This is a genomic window from Paramuribaculum intestinale, assembly GCF_030759015.1.
In the GTDB taxonomy this organism is placed as follows: domain Bacteria; phylum Bacteroidota; class Bacteroidia; order Bacteroidales; family Muribaculaceae; genus Paramuribaculum; species Paramuribaculum intestinale.
Window position 1 is genome coordinate 1,965,509 of record NZ_CP098825.1, and the last position, 13,028, is coordinate 1,978,536.

Sequence of the window (13,028 nt, forward strand, 5' to 3'; positions counted from 1 at the left end):
GGTTAGTTGTTTTCAATATACCATTCCTCAAGATAATCAGTATCATCTGCGCCTGCGTCGGTTATATCGCCACAGTCCAGATGCTTCAACGGGTATGGGGTTGTGTCACAAGTAGAATTATTCCACTCCTCGGATATGTAGGCGTATAGGCTATCTTGACGCGCAACGATGGCGCACCCAGACTTGCGCAATGCCTTGATTTTGCTGGCTATTTCCTTTGCCAACTTGATTTGTTTGGGTGTAAATTGCCCTGTATCTTCGTAAAACATTAGCCTTGTTTGATTTCGATTGTTCCTTGTGCTTCGTTATGGTCAAGAATGTTGTCAGAGCCGAGGTTGTGCGAGCATTTCTGCCTATCCCACGCTTCGCGCATTGTATCGCGTGAAAATACGCCATACGGCAGAATGTGCATCCCGATGTCTTGCATCCGCAATAGACCCTTTCCCATCTTCTTCGCCTTATACTGCAAGTAATTGGCGTACATCGTGACTTCGCCGGGTGTTCGCGTGATACTTGCCATAGCGAGGGCGACGGCAAATGTGATGGTATAGGTGTGACAGGCTTTGACGCGGTTGTAGAATAGACGTTCCATAGACGGCCCGCCATTCAGTATATCGTTCTTGAGTTCTTCGTTGGCTTCGATTTTGCTTTCGTGCATGGTCGCCAAAACGAATGTCTGCATCTGCTCTTCGGTTAGTGCAGTGGTTTTGGGCTGGTGGTCAAGCCACTCAGCCCATTTTTCCACTAAATCCGGGGTTATCTTCGTTATCATATCTCAGACCTTTATAGTGTAGAGGTATTGAAGCTCGCCGCGATAGCCACGATTATGCAATTCTTCGATAAGCTGACGCGGTGTAAATTCCGCAAGCGGGGATGACGGGTCGCCCTTGATTGAGGGGGGGGGGTAATTGGCGATTACTGCGCGAGATACGTTGTGATTCACGCTGGCACGACTTGCACCACATCTGCAACCCGTCAGCCGAGCTACTGCGACGGCTGAACTGGTCAACCGGCAATTCTTTGCCGCATCTTGTGCAGACCTTTGTGGCCTGCGTTGTCGGCTCTTGATTTGAGGATAAATCCATGTTGATATATTTATTTGTTTAAGTGTTTACTTTTACAACCACGTCGCAAAGTTAAAGCATTTACTTTAATTATCCAAATTAAATCGCCGGGCAAATTTGATTTTTAACTCTTATTAGCTCTTAGCTATCTTCCACATTGCGAGTTGATTACCTTTGTTAGAGGAGATGATTGTCGCGTATAAACTTGTCTAAATCAGCGATGTTATACTCATAATAGTTACGGTTGGCATTGCGCTTATAGACACGTCGTTCAATCACGCCGTTTTGACCTGCTTTGCTGATGATTTCCGCTTTGCATCCGCAGTAAAGGGCTGCTGTATCAAGGGGTAGCCACTTCTTGCTATCTTCACTGTCTTTTGCCTGATGCGTTCCGGGCGTGTAATACTCGCCGTGCATACGCGGTTTTGCGCCCTTGCCGTAGGTCTGAAAGAACAGGATGGATGAACGAATGGCGGCTCTTTCGCGCATTTCGTCTTCCGGTGTAATGAAAAAGCCGAGTACATACTTGCCCTTTCGCTTATTTTCCGTTGGTGCCGGGGTCTGCGCCGGTGTGGGCCGTGGAGTTTCATCCTTTGGCTCTTCCGCTACGACAGTGGGTGTTAGCTTGACATGGGGCGCGATTTCCTTTCCGTGCTGAAAACGTTTGTTTTTAGGCAATTTCTGAATGGCTGCTATAATCAGATTGACGGTAACATCGCCCTGACGCATCAGCTCTATCCACTTCTGCGCCAACTTTGATGTTCCGCTTTCTGAATATCCGATTTCGGCGGCTATATCCCTTACTGAATAGCCGTTCATGGTTATCTGCGCACCTGCATAAAGCATTGCGCGGTATGCCTTGCGCTTGGTCGGTGTCAGCTTATTAAACTGCTTCGCCGCCTTTTTGTCGATGATGTCAGTGATTACTTGTTCCATTGCGATATGAGGGTTGTTATAGCATGTTGTTTATCATTATGACCGCTTTGTTTGCCATTACGCCGACGCATAGCTCGGTGTCATTGTTCTTTTCCAGCGGGTAGGGTTTGATGATGTCGTTGCATACGCCTTTAATGGCGGTCAGACGCGCATCTCCGTGATTACGGCAGGGCATCCCCAGCTTTTCTGCGATACGCTTGTTGACGTTGCGGTCAAAGTCTTCCACGTAGTTGATGAAAGCAAGGATTATGTTGGCGTAACAGTATAGGGCTTCGTGGTCTATCCGGCCATATTTCTTCAAAATCTGATTTCCGAATGTGAAATACATAAGACTCAGATTTGCGCCGCATGACACAAGGTATTCATCGCGCTGTGTAAGGAATTTCTCAAAGACGTGCGGCGGCATTTCATGGCGTAGGGCTGCAAGATACTCCTCTTTGATTGCCTTGAGCAACCGGGTGTGCTTCTTGAAGTCTGAAAGCCGACAGTCGCGGGCATATTCCACAAATAAGTCAAGATAGTAGATTACGCACTGCGTAATGAAGTGTGGTACATACGCCATCTTGAGTGATTCGGCCTTGTCGAACAGGTTGAGAAATTCTTCTGTTGACAGGTCGCGTTCACGCATTGGTTCGCGCTTCTTGAAGTGGATGCCGGTGTCAATCATCGGCTTTATGGGTATGGGGTTTGCACTTATCCCTCGCTTTTCCATTTCGGCGATGACCGATTCTGGGAGCTTTATGCCGTCAAGCATATCAGAAAAGGGATAGCTGTTGATTAACTGGGATTTCATTGGTAAATAAATTCTTGAAGATGTGATAAAGACATGATACCACGATAGAATTTCCCGCCAGTTTGTAGTGTTGGGATTTGGATATGCCAGACGCTAACAGGCGGTCGATATATTCTTCCGGCACGTCCATAAGGCGGTAGCACTCGCGTGGGGTCAGCTTGCGTATGCGAAAGCGCGTCTGCGTTCCGTACTCCTGCGCCACATGGTCTACGGCTCGCTTGATGATGCGCGTTTCTGGGTCAGACATATCAAGTTCGCCGTCGCCACGTTCCACGACAAGATGGGGCGATTTATAGTCAGTGCTGAGAAGCGTGGGCGAGGATTCAGCCGATGGCTGCAATCTGCCGTAATTCTTCCGTGGGTCAGCCATAACCATAGGGGTATCTCCGTCGGGCAGCTTTACAAAATTGTTCTGCTCCCATGCGCTTGTTGTGATGGCCGGCGACACATCGCCCACGTCGCCGCCGGGTCTATTCCACGGCATAAGACTGATGATTGACGGGTCTTCGCCCTCAAGTATCATAGAGTCTTTCTGGACGGTTGTAAGGGCGTTGGCTACATCGTCGCCAATCTCAAGTTCCTGATGGTAATCCGCACCCTTGCCGCGACCACGCATGGCGCATGACTTGGGGTTGGCTTCTTTTGGCAGCCCTTTGTCGAAGTTTAGGATTCCGTCTTCTATCTGGCGTTTCATTTCTTCTGTTGGGTTTTCGATTGTAAGGATGCCGGTCATAGGGAAATTGCCATCAATCAGATTGCTTGCGCACATTGCGCCGTAGCGTGTCGTGATTGTGTAGGCTAATCCCTCGTCGGCTGTATTGAAAGGTATCTGTTCCATAGCGAGGATAAGGGGCATTGAGTTGCCGCCTGTTGGCGTTGTAAGCGTAGGCGAGATGCCGCTGGGGTCATAAACCCTGCCGTTGGTAGGATTCTTTTCCTTGTCGTATATCTGCGCCACCTGTATAAGCTGATTCATGTCGTTGTCGGTTGTTTCTTCAAGAATAAGTGCCGGATAACCGTGATTGAGCATAATCGTGGGCGATATTCCGTCCGGGTCGTAGATGTTACCTACATTGTGACCCGACGGCATTACATTGCCTATGATTTTAAGCTCTGGGGCGGTTTTATCTTTATTCATTTTCTGAATTGTTGTTTTGCGATTCCATGATGTAGGGATGCCATCCGGTTGTCAGTGCTGTGGCTATTCCGTTACTGTCATAAACTCTATCCGCGATACTTGGCTGCTTGCCATTCTCATCCTTTGAATTTATGCAGATTGTCCGGGGGGGGGGGTATTTTCAACAAGCACTTTGGGGCAGTTTCCGTGTCCTGACGTATGTGTCGGCGCAATGCCGTCTGCGTCCACGATTTTGCCGTCTTGCGAGTTGTTGATTTTACCAACCACAATGATGCCGTCTTCGTCATTCTTGGATGTAGGTATCGGTTTCACGTTGTCCGTAGTTCCCGGTGATGGTTCCGCAATACCCCCCCCGTTTTGGAAGTTCGGCTTGAAGCCACAACCCTCAGCTTGCTTACGCTCGCAATGGTCTATGATTGCCTGAATCTTAGCATCAGACAGATAGTAGCTTTCATCTACATTCGTTTCCAATACGTGCTTGAGGCGGCGGTCTAACTTGAAGGGTTTGGGGAAATAGTAAATAGCCTCGCCGTGGATGCTGACCATGAAGACGCGCTCGCGGTTCTGCGGTACGCCATAATCTTTTGAGTTCAGCACTTGATAATAGTTCGTGTAACCGAGGCTTTCCAGATACATCGCCCATCGCTTGAAATCCGGCATGAATTTGTCGCTTACAAGAGCCTTGACGTTTTCCATCAAGAGGTATTTGGGGTATTTGGTTTCGATTGCCCTTGCGCACTCCCATAGAAGCGATGACCTTGTGCCAGACCCCTCGGCGAGTCCTTTCTGTAAACCGGCATTGCTGATGTCGGTACAAGGGAAGCTGTATGTGAACAGATTGAAATCCGGCACATTCGCCCAGTTGATTTTGCAGATGTCGCCATAGTTCGGGTAGCGGTCGATAAGTTCCTGCGGAGGCTCGTACCCCCCCCTAATGGCAGTTTCCACATCGCCGACTGTGCGGCAACGTGACAGCAACTCGGCATCGCGGGCTGCGTAGTAAGCCTTGATTGCGGTAGCATCGATTTCGGATATTCCGACAACCGTATAGTCAAGCCCAATGTCTTGCTTGAGGCGTTCAAGAGCCATCGACTGACTGCCGTAACCGGCAAAGGCTTCAAAGACTGTTATCTTTTCCATATTGGTCATTATTGAATAATTCGTATTGTGTCAGCACGACATTGCCGCGTCGTTGTTCGCCCATACATTCTTGACGAAAGCGCACCTCTTGCGCCGTGTAATATTCTGGGTCAATCTCACAGCCTATGAAGTCGAAGCCCATGCGATAGGCGGCAATGCGACTACTACCGCTTCCGAGGTGGGTGTCAAGAATTAAGTCACCGGGATTGGCGAAGTTCTGAAATATCCATGCGTACAAGGCGACTGGCTTTTGTGTGGGGTGTATCCGTGTTTCCTTTACACTCTGACGCGCCGCGCTATATCTGAATATCTTTGCCGACCTGTCAAATGTAGTGAGGGCAAGCTCACACATGGCAAATGACAATGTTTCCGGCTGTTCCTTATCCCACACAATCCAGCACTTTGAATTGATGGGGATGCGGTCTATGAAATGGTTCGCTCCGAAGATGATGGCGTTCTTGCTGACGCGAAGCAACTCCGTGAAAAATTCCGCTTTTGGAGCATCCTTATCCCACGGCTTGTATGTGCGACCCTTTTCTCTCATCAGTCTGCCACTTGAGCAGATGTCTATTCCGTAAGGGCAATCACATAAAGCGATGTCAACGCTTTTGTCTGCCATTGATTTCAGTACCTCAAAGCTATCGCCGAGGATGATTTCGCTACGTGGTGTCATTCCGCAAATAGGCTTTCAGGTTGATTATTTGCCTTGGCTTTATCCCGGCGTGACTCGCGCTCTACCAATTCCGCGATGTCAAACATCGATGGTGTGGATTGATAGGTTTTGAGCAGATTCACGGCATCGGCATAAAAATCTTTCTTAATCTCAAATCCGTAGGCACGGCGACCGCAATTTCTTGCAGCAAGCAAGGTTGTGCCACTTCCGGCGCATGGGTCAATAACAACGTCGCCGGGGTCGGTGAAGATGCGGATAAGCTGTTCCAGTAAAGGCACGGATTTCTGCGTGGGATGGATTTTAGGTGTCTTGGTGTCACGGGGATAATCCATGCAGTTAAAGACCATGCGACCGCCATTATTGAATTTGGGAAGCTTTTTACGGTAAAGCAATAATCCGTATTCGCAGTTTCCTACAATCTTCATGTTAGACTTGAGTACCTGCGCTGACCAGTTCTTGCGAAAGACCAATGGGATGTAATAATTGAATCCATAGCGCGTTCCAAGCTCGATGAAATACATCATCTGTTCAAAGGCACAAAAGATAATCATACACGGTGCTTTACCCGCCTCTTTGGGTTCTTTGATAAGCAGATTTGAGCAAAAGTGCATAAATTCCGCTGGCTTGAAATTAGCATCGGTATCAAAGAATTGCGTGCCGGCGAGTTCGCTTTCGCCGTTTGCGTTATCGCCATCAACATACCACTTGGGGTTGGATGCGTAGGCGTTTATTCCGAGGTTATAAGGCACATCGGCGATGATAAGCTGCGCCTTGCAACTCAGATACCTCTTCCAATTCTGAAAGTGGTCGTTATAAAGCTCTATATTTTGCATTGTGATAATGATTTACTTGGTTTAGAAAGGTAATGGCTCGTTGGGGTCAATCGGCGTAAACGGCATGTTTGGGTCATCCGTCTGCATCTGCATGGGCGTTTGCGCGAAGTTCATCCCGGCTGGCGGTTGTGGCTGTGATGGGATTGAATCTGCATCATCTTCCCACGGCAAACCCGATGGCAGGGATGGCTGCGTTATTTCGTCCCGTTCTTTGGCTGCAATCATATCCTCCATGTCAGCCCTGAAATCCACGGCTACGCTTTCGCTTTGCTTCCACGGGATATATCGGCCATTGATGACGTTGAACTTGAATGTAGCATCGCCCGGCGCACCGAGGTGTCTGAACTTGACCTTTTCCACGCGCACAAGGGTGTAATTCTTGCTTTCGTCGCGTTCACGATGTACCACAAGACCGAAATCCGCTTTGTCAAAGAATGTCGCAGAGCCGCTGATGTCGTACATGGTAGGCACACCGCCATTTCCGTTATCCTTTTTAATCTTGGTGGGATGCGCCATAAGGATGAAAAGGAGGTCGTTCTGCTGGGCAAAAGCCGTCATTCTATTCAGAAGACGCGAGATGTATTGGGTTTCCGTTTCGCCGCCTGACTGTTCATGCTCGATTCGGTTAAATGGGTCAAGTACAAAAATTCGTATTCCCCTACGACGTACAAGGTATTTAGCCTTTGCCAGAATATTATCTATCGTTGCACCGTCTTCCGGTAATACGTGAAAGAAGTTTTCACGATAGTATTCTTTGGCGTGAGCATATTGCTGTGGAGTGATGTTTTCACCCCGGTTGTCTATGGCTTGAAATTTCTTTCCACATAGCTTTTCTATCAGCTTTACGGCATGAAGCTGAATCGGCACGTTTTCGGGCGAGAAGAATCCGACCTTGAAATCGTAAAGGATATTCAGACGAACACACATCTCATCGATAAATTCCGATTTACCGCTGCCCGGTATGCCGGTCACAATCATAAGGCGTTTGGTTTCAAGACTCATCAACGCATCAAGATTGGGATGTCCTACCATGAAGCCTTTTTGAAGACCGTTCTGATAGATGGCATCAAGCTCTTCTTCGTAATCGTCAAGCATGAACACGCCCTCAACCTTGACCTCTTTGGCGGTTTTAAGGCAGTTTTCAAGACTTTCCTTGCCGTACTTCTGGAGATGCTCGTTGGCATCCTTACAGTCATCGCCATAAGTGACAATGCGGCATCTTTCACCACCAAAACGACGTATCAGTTCATCGCGCAGCAATAAGCCCTTTGTGTCAGTATCGACGGCAATGTAGATTGTTTCCTTGTCACCAAAGAAGCCCTCTATAAAGTCATCAAGATATGACAGGTTGCTATTCGCGCCGTTGGGTACACTGACGCAGTTGTTCTTTCCGATTTCAATGAACGAAAGACAGTCCATTTCGCCCTCGGTTATGATACACTCGCTTTGTCCGACGATGCTGTCAAGATTGTAGGGAATCAGTTCCGCGCCGCTTTCAAGCATGAATTTCTTATCGCCGGTGCGATACTTCACGTTGATAAGCTCGCCGTTTAGATAGTAGTTGAACTGCACGGTGTTCATCTTCTTTCCGACCTGCGGCATGAACTGCTCACCCTCGTTAATCTTCATGCGTTCAAGCACCCATTCCGATATACCGCGACTATTGAACCATTCAACGAGTTTGCGCGACAGCGTTGTGATGGGTCGTGGCGTAGGTCTGCGATATTCCTTTTTGGGGGCATCATGCGACCTTTCGCCGACATGGATAGTTCCGCTCCAGCCGCAGTAATGGCAATGCCATACGCCCTTGCCTAAATCGACTGAAAGACTTTTATCGCGCTTGTCTTTCCGTCGGTCATGGCATTTGGGGCAGATAACTTTCATCTTGCCGCTATTGCGCCCAGCTGGGATGTCTATTCCAAAGTCGCTGTAAGCTCTCATTTTGAACCGTTACTCCTTTCTTCTTCGGCTTTAATGGATTGCCAGATTGCAGATGTATCGCGCCGTGTCGTGCCTTTTATTTCCACAAGGTTGAAAAGCTGACCTATACGGTCGATAGTCCTTGCGCCATAAAGGTCAAAGGTTTCTTTCAGCGTGTGGTTGGTAGTCACGATGTAGGGGATGTCGCTATTGTTGTCGTAGATGGTGTTTATCAAGTGCGCCACGACGTTCAGCTTGTTGCCTACATGGTTTGTGGGGGCTATTTCAGTTCCGAGTTCGTCGAGACCCATAGGGATGCTGTCAAAGACCGAGAAGCCGTTGGCGGCATATTGACCGCAGAAAGTAGGCACGTTTATCCACCGGGGTTTGATGTGTTCGCCGCTATCACGTAGCCAGTGTTTGCTGACAAACTTGATGATGGCTTTCATCAGTGTGCTTTTGCCCGTTCCGATATTACCGTAAATCCATAGACCTTTGCACGGTTTCAGGTTGCCCTCTGTATTGCGTATGCACCAGTTGAACACGTCAGTAACAATCGCCCGGTTGTCCTTGTCAACGACAAAATCGGGGCAGTAACCCTTGAGGATGTCAAAGAAGACCGCCTTAATGGTATTCAGTTCCGTCTGGCATTTGGAGGCCATATCCGGCTGAAGATATACCATTTTGTCTATAAGTTTGATTTCTTCCATTTGATTGTTCTGAATTGTCGTTACTGTATTCGATTTCCCAGCATCGGTTGTTTATCCATGTCTGGAGGTGCTTGATGTACTCTTTGGGTTTTCCGCGTGTCTGTTCGGCATAACCCTGCGCCGCTGGTAAAAGCAATGGCAGTACCTCTTGCCAATCGCGGTGCTTCTTCTTGAAGTTGGCAAACTCAGTGTCAAGACCGCGCTTCTTGCCGGGATACGCCTTGCGAAAGATTTCAAAATCTTCTTTGGCTTTTTGAAGAGTTATACTTTCTTCCTTTCTTTCATTCTCTTCATTCTTATCATTCTTTTTATTCTTATTATTCTTGTTTGTGGCTGGCTGATGTTCCTCTGATGTCGGCTTGATGTCGGGCTGATGTTCATCTGCTGGCTGTTCGATGGCGATTTGTTGGTTATTGCTTTCCGTTGCGCTTTGATAACTATCATAATTGCAGATAGTTATTATTGAATATTTGTTGGTCGTACTGCGGATTATTTCTCCAGTTTCTTCCAACTTTTTCAGGCACACACGTAATGCTCCGCGCTTGATTTTTATACTACGCATAATCCCATCTTCCGAGGTCATTACCTGACCCCGTTTTATCTCTACACCGAAGCTGTAACCGTCTTTGTGATTGGCGGTAAGGAGTAGATGAATAAAGACAGCCATCATGTTCGGCAGACCATACCACCGCCATTCCGTCATCTTGCGATAAAGGCGTATCCAACCTATTTCATTCGGATTGGGATTACACATGGCGGTAGTAGATTATGCCGGCTGATACGGTAGATAGTCGATGATTTTTACGCGCTTGATGCCGTCCAGACGCAGATTGTAACCCTGCTTGAGATACTCATTGACAAGCAACGTAGCTTCCACGGTGTTCTCGGCGCATACAAGCATGTAGTATTTGGTTTCCTTTTCCTTACCGGTTTCGTCATCAGTGAACACGTCAATGACGGTAGCCTTGAAGAAAGGCTTGTCATCTTCTTTGTCGTTGATGATTTCCCTTATATCGCTGCGTCCGATGCTGAACACGTCGATTTTCTGGTTGGGGTACAGTTCAAACATCATCTTTTCTGCCTCTGCGAATAGCTCGGCATCCATGATGTAGTGTTCCTTAACTTCTTTCTGTTCGCCGGTGTCAAGAGTCTTTTCAACCCTTAATTTTGCTTCAAAAAACATGATTAGTTCGGATTAAATGTCGTAACAAGGTCAGCGTACACGGCGTTTGCTTCACGCCGGGCAAGTTCCATATTGGTTGCTACGACTGCGTTGTTAATAATGGCATGGGTATGCGGATGCCGCAACATAAGCGTTACAAGCGCACCGCCGACCTTTACCTCGTCGCCCTTAAAATCAAGTTCCAGCTTGTCGGCATAGACCTTGAGATTAAATTGGGCAACGGGCTTCTGGTCAGTAGATTTTGAGGTGTTACGCTTCCATCTTTTGAAGAAGTTCATCATCGAAAGACCTTGAAGACGGTTACGTTATCGGGCAGTTCGGATTCTGCGCCCCATTCCTTGTAGGAGTTCGTTATGAACACGTGGTCATAAGCCTGTGCGACTTTCTTGATGCCGTCAAGCTGGATGGCGTGGGTAACAAGCAAGGATATGCTTTTAGGCGCAAGCTCACGCAGTTTAGGTGCAAGACCTAAGAATGTTCCACCCCCATCGCAAAGGTCGTCCATAAGCACTAAATCCTTGTCTTTACAGATGTCGGTTTCTTTGGTGCAGACCTCAAACGATAGCAGCTTCCCGGTTTCCGAGTCGCGTCGCTTTTCGCAGCATATTGATGGGATTGCGTGGGGTATGTGATAGCGGGCTTGTGCGCCCTCGTCCGGCAATACCGCCACTACGTCAAGTTGTAGCTCATTGGATTTAAGGATGCCGTTCATAAAGTATTCCATCGTTGCGAGTGCGCCCACAGAATTTTTTATCAGCGACATTGTGCGGTAGGAGTGCGGTTCTACGATTTGCACGTGTCGCGCCCCTATTGCGTTGATTGCATCGGCTACAATCTTCAAGGAGAATGGTCTGTTAAGGTCAAATAGACGGTCGCAGCGCATCGACATCAGGTAGCCGATAAACAGGGTATTGATTTCCATCTCCTGACGCTTGAGAATGTCGCCTAACTGCATAAGGCAGAAAAGGTCATCCGCGCACGTGATACGGCATACTATTGATACCGGCTCTTTGCGGTCAAGTGCATCAACGGTTACATGCTTTTCGCCGTCGGGAAATGTGGCTATTTTGCAGCCGGTCTGTTTGGCGAGGTCGATTATCTGCATAGCCTTTCGCGGATTTCGTTAAACGATGTTTCTTTTATCAGTTTGCCGTCTTCAAAGACAACCTCAAGGCAACCGCCGGCTTCTTGTTCCGGGGTTACGCAGTCCGTAGCGTAGTAGATGCCGTTCTGGTCTTTATCGATGCGGATAAGACCTTTCAGCGACTTCTTCATTCCACTGTCGGTTTTGGGCGATTTGAAGATTTCGCGGGGTTCGCCGTTGACCTGACACCATGTTGCTTTCATAGCGAAGCCGAGGCAGTCGCGTGTGACATACTGAAACGTGAACGAGCCAACGCCCAGTACAAGATTTGTGGCGGCAAAGCCTTTGGCTTCCAATCGGCGATATATCTCTTTCTGACGCTCACGTGTGATGCTGTCGCCGTAGATTACGCCGATATGCGGGTCAAGGACTTTGTAGCCCTTTTCATTGACTGTGCCGCCGAATATGTTCCATAGAAGCTCGTACACGCCGGTTACAGCCGCCTTGTTTTCGTCAAGCTCCTCAAAGCTCATATCGTCGATGGTTGACTGCGGCAGACCACAGATGATGTCAACCGGGTTTCCGCTGTCAGGGCGAATAACGAGGCGACCGTCACGCGCCATGATAATGTCTTTAAGACGGGGCAGATAATCCGTGACGACCTGCCATAAATCCCATGTGTCACTTACGATGCTACAAAAGCCGCTTGGATAGATTTCAGTAATGAAGCGTTTGAATGTTTCAAACTCATCTTCCTTGCCGCCGGCGCACATGACGCTATGCTCCGATGCCGGTACGGTCATTGCGATGATTTCCTTTTCCGCGTTGGCGTTGTAGTATTTTTCTACGGCTTCAATCGCCGGGAGCGTTTCACTGCCGACAAATGATGTCAGATGTCCCATACCGCTTGTGATGGCCGCTTCCAAGCCTGCCATGCCGCGCATAGAGAAGTCGTGACAAAGAAAACCGAGGTTAACATCGGGCGTGAAGCCCGTCTTTTCCGCATGACGCTCAAGCTCCTTGCGGTATAACCGGGATGATGTCGCCGAGGTCATGGGTAGCCATAATTCGCACGACATGATGGTTTCCAAGAAGTTTGTAAGCCAGAAGAATTTGGGATTGGTGTTGATGACCGTAATCATTGGCACACGTATCGGGCAGATTGACCCCTCCGGCAGTGCCTTGAGTCTGATAGGTAGATAGCCGAGTCGGTGCAGTTCGCGGATGTGTTCCGAGCCAACCTCGTTTTTACCAAGAAAGGTATCGACGCGACGCTTGAACTGCGCCACGGCAACATCTTCCGGCAGATTGAAGAAGTCGTTATTGAAGCGGTCTATAAGATATTTCTTGATGAAATACTGGATACCGAAGACCACCGCGCCATCCTTTGCGTCAGGCATGTATCCATTGCTACGCGGAGTCCAGTTCGCATACACGTATTCCGTGCCTACGGGATATTGTCTGCGATGGTCTAACTTGTAGCCGTCTGTTAAAAGTGAAGCGTTCATCTGATAATGATTGTCGGCTGCGCCGTATCGCGTTGACACGGCGCAG

At 48.4% G+C, this 13,028-nt stretch carries 15 protein-coding genes; all 15 read right to left on the bottom strand.

The genetic code is table 11. From position 1 onward, the window contains the following. Positions 1 to 2: 2 nt before the first annotated feature. The gene (locus NF347_RS08875) at positions 3 to 269 is read right to left on the bottom strand and encodes a hypothetical protein (RefSeq protein ID WP_123542736.1); all 267 of its coding nucleotides are present in this window, start codon (positions 267 to 269) and stop codon (positions 3 to 5) included. After that, positions 269 to 772: a hypothetical protein gene (locus tag NF347_RS08880; RefSeq protein ID WP_107681448.1), complete on the bottom strand. Its 504-nt coding sequence runs from the start codon at positions 770 to 772 to the stop codon at positions 269 to 271. Before NF347_RS08880 ends, NF347_RS08875 begins: the two co-directional genes overlap by 1 nt. A 469-nt stretch (positions 773 to 1,241) precedes the next feature. After that, positions 1,242 to 2,000, bottom strand: coding sequence for a hypothetical protein (locus NF347_RS08885; RefSeq protein WP_107681449.1), 759 nt, complete (start codon positions 1,998 to 2,000; stop codon positions 1,242 to 1,244). Between the two features lie 16 nt (positions 2,001 to 2,016). Beyond that, the gene (locus NF347_RS08890) at positions 2,017 to 2,793 is read right to left on the bottom strand and encodes a hypothetical protein (RefSeq protein WP_124029779.1); all 777 of its coding nucleotides are present in this window, start codon (positions 2,791 to 2,793) and stop codon (positions 2,017 to 2,019) included. Next, positions 2,756 to 3,931 carry a DNA cytosine methyltransferase gene (locus NF347_RS08895; protein WP_107681451.1) on the bottom strand — a complete coding sequence of 392 codons (1,176 nt, stop codon included), beginning with the start codon at positions 3,929 to 3,931 and terminating at the stop codon, positions 2,756 to 2,758. Before NF347_RS08895 ends, NF347_RS08890 begins: the two co-directional genes overlap by 38 nt. A 129-nt stretch (positions 3,932 to 4,060) precedes the next feature. Then, positions 4,061 to 5,071 (bottom strand): DNA (cytosine-5-)-methyltransferase, encoded by a 1,011-nt coding sequence (gene dcm, locus NF347_RS08900; RefSeq protein ID WP_161553789.1) that lies wholly within the window; start codon positions 5,069 to 5,071, stop codon positions 4,061 to 4,063. Beyond that, positions 5,049 to 5,615, bottom strand: a complete 567-nt coding sequence (locus NF347_RS08905; protein WP_205961059.1) for a DNA methyltransferase — start codon at positions 5,613 to 5,615, stop codon at positions 5,049 to 5,051. Before NF347_RS08905 ends, dcm begins: the two co-directional genes overlap by 23 nt. A gap of 125 nt (positions 5,616 to 5,740) precedes the next feature. After that, positions 5,741 to 6,577 carry a DNA-methyltransferase gene (locus NF347_RS08910; protein ID WP_107681453.1) on the bottom strand — a complete coding sequence of 279 codons (837 nt, stop codon included), beginning with the start codon at positions 6,575 to 6,577 and terminating at the stop codon, positions 5,741 to 5,743. A gap of 21 nt (positions 6,578 to 6,598) precedes the next feature. Beyond that, positions 6,599 to 8,461: a bifunctional DNA primase/helicase gene (locus NF347_RS08915; RefSeq protein WP_240604887.1), complete on the bottom strand. Its 1,863-nt coding sequence runs from the start codon at positions 8,459 to 8,461 to the stop codon at positions 6,599 to 6,601. Positions 8,462 to 8,514: 53 nt separating this feature from the next. Then, positions 8,515 to 9,207, bottom strand: coding sequence for a P-loop NTPase family protein (locus tag NF347_RS08920; RefSeq protein WP_133165449.1), 693 nt, complete (start codon positions 9,205 to 9,207; stop codon positions 8,515 to 8,517). Then, positions 9,122 to 9,961, bottom strand: a complete 840-nt coding sequence (locus NF347_RS08925) for a hypothetical protein (protein ID WP_133165450.1) — start codon at positions 9,959 to 9,961, stop codon at positions 9,122 to 9,124. The genes NF347_RS08920 and NF347_RS08925 overlap by 86 nt, the downstream gene beginning before the upstream one ends. Positions 9,962 to 9,973: 12 nt before the next feature. Next, the gene (locus NF347_RS08930) at positions 9,974 to 10,390 is read right to left on the bottom strand and encodes a DUF4494 family protein (RefSeq protein WP_107681457.1); all 417 of its coding nucleotides are present in this window, start codon (positions 10,388 to 10,390) and stop codon (positions 9,974 to 9,976) included. Between the two features lie 2 nt (positions 10,391 to 10,392). Continuing rightward, the gene (locus NF347_RS08935; RefSeq protein WP_107681458.1) at positions 10,393 to 10,671 is read right to left on the bottom strand and encodes a hypothetical protein; all 279 of its coding nucleotides are present in this window, start codon (positions 10,669 to 10,671) and stop codon (positions 10,393 to 10,395) included. Continuing rightward, on the bottom strand, positions 10,668 to 11,495 hold the full coding sequence (locus NF347_RS08940; protein WP_107681459.1) for a hypothetical protein: 828 nt from the start codon (positions 11,493 to 11,495) through the stop codon (positions 10,668 to 10,670). The genes NF347_RS08935 and NF347_RS08940 overlap by 4 nt, the downstream gene beginning before the upstream one ends. Next, the gene (locus NF347_RS08945; RefSeq protein WP_107681460.1) at positions 11,486 to 12,982 is read right to left on the bottom strand and encodes a nicotinate phosphoribosyltransferase; all 1,497 of its coding nucleotides are present in this window, start codon (positions 12,980 to 12,982) and stop codon (positions 11,486 to 11,488) included. Before NF347_RS08945 ends, NF347_RS08940 begins: the two co-directional genes overlap by 10 nt. Between the last annotated feature and the right edge of the window lie 46 nt (positions 12,983 to 13,028).

Coding starts and splice junctions, on each gene's coding strand:
- NF347_RS08875 (WP_123542736.1), bottom strand. CDS start 269: ATGTTTTACGAAGATACAGGGCAATTTACACCCAAACAAATCAAGTTG.
- NF347_RS08880 (WP_107681448.1), bottom strand. CDS start 772: ATGATAACGAAGATAACCCCGGATTTAGTGGAAAAATGGGCTGAGTGG.
- NF347_RS08885 (WP_107681449.1), bottom strand. CDS start 2,000: ATGGAACAAGTAATCACTGACATCATCGACAAAAAGGCGGCGAAGCAG.
- NF347_RS08890 (WP_124029779.1), bottom strand. CDS start 2,793: ATGAAATCCCAGTTAATCAACAGCTATCCCTTTTCTGATATGCTTGAC.
- NF347_RS08895 (WP_107681451.1), bottom strand. CDS start 3,931: ATGAATAAAGATAAAACCGCCCCAGAGCTTAAAATCATAGGCAATGTA.
- dcm (WP_161553789.1), bottom strand. CDS start 5,071: ATGGAAAAGATAACAGTCTTTGAAGCCTTTGCCGGTTACGGCAGTCAG.
- NF347_RS08905 (WP_205961059.1), bottom strand. CDS start 5,615: ATGAGAGAAAAGGGTCGCACATACAAGCCGTGGGATAAGGATGCTCCA.
- NF347_RS08910 (WP_107681453.1), bottom strand. CDS start 6,577: ATGCAAAATATAGAGCTTTATAACGACCACTTTCAGAATTGGAAGAGG.
- NF347_RS08915 (WP_240604887.1), bottom strand. CDS start 8,461: ATGAAAGTTATCTGCCCCAAATGCCATGACCGACGGAAAGACAAGCGC.
- NF347_RS08920 (WP_133165449.1), bottom strand. CDS start 9,207: ATGGAAGAAATCAAACTTATAGACAAAATGGTATATCTTCAGCCGGAT.
- NF347_RS08925 (WP_133165450.1), bottom strand. CDS start 9,961: ATGTGTAATCCCAATCCGAATGAAATAGGTTGGATACGCCTTTATCGC.
- NF347_RS08930 (WP_107681457.1), bottom strand. CDS start 10,390: ATGTTTTTTGAAGCAAAATTAAGGGTTGAAAAGACTCTTGACACCGGC.
- NF347_RS08935 (WP_107681458.1), bottom strand. CDS start 10,671: ATGATGAACTTCTTCAAAAGATGGAAGCGTAACACCTCAAAATCTACT.
- NF347_RS08940 (WP_107681459.1), bottom strand. CDS start 11,495: ATGCAGATAATCGACCTCGCCAAACAGACCGGCTGCAAAATAGCCACA.
- NF347_RS08945 (WP_107681460.1), bottom strand. CDS start 12,982: ATGAACGCTTCACTTTTAACAGACGGCTACAAGTTAGACCATCGCAGA.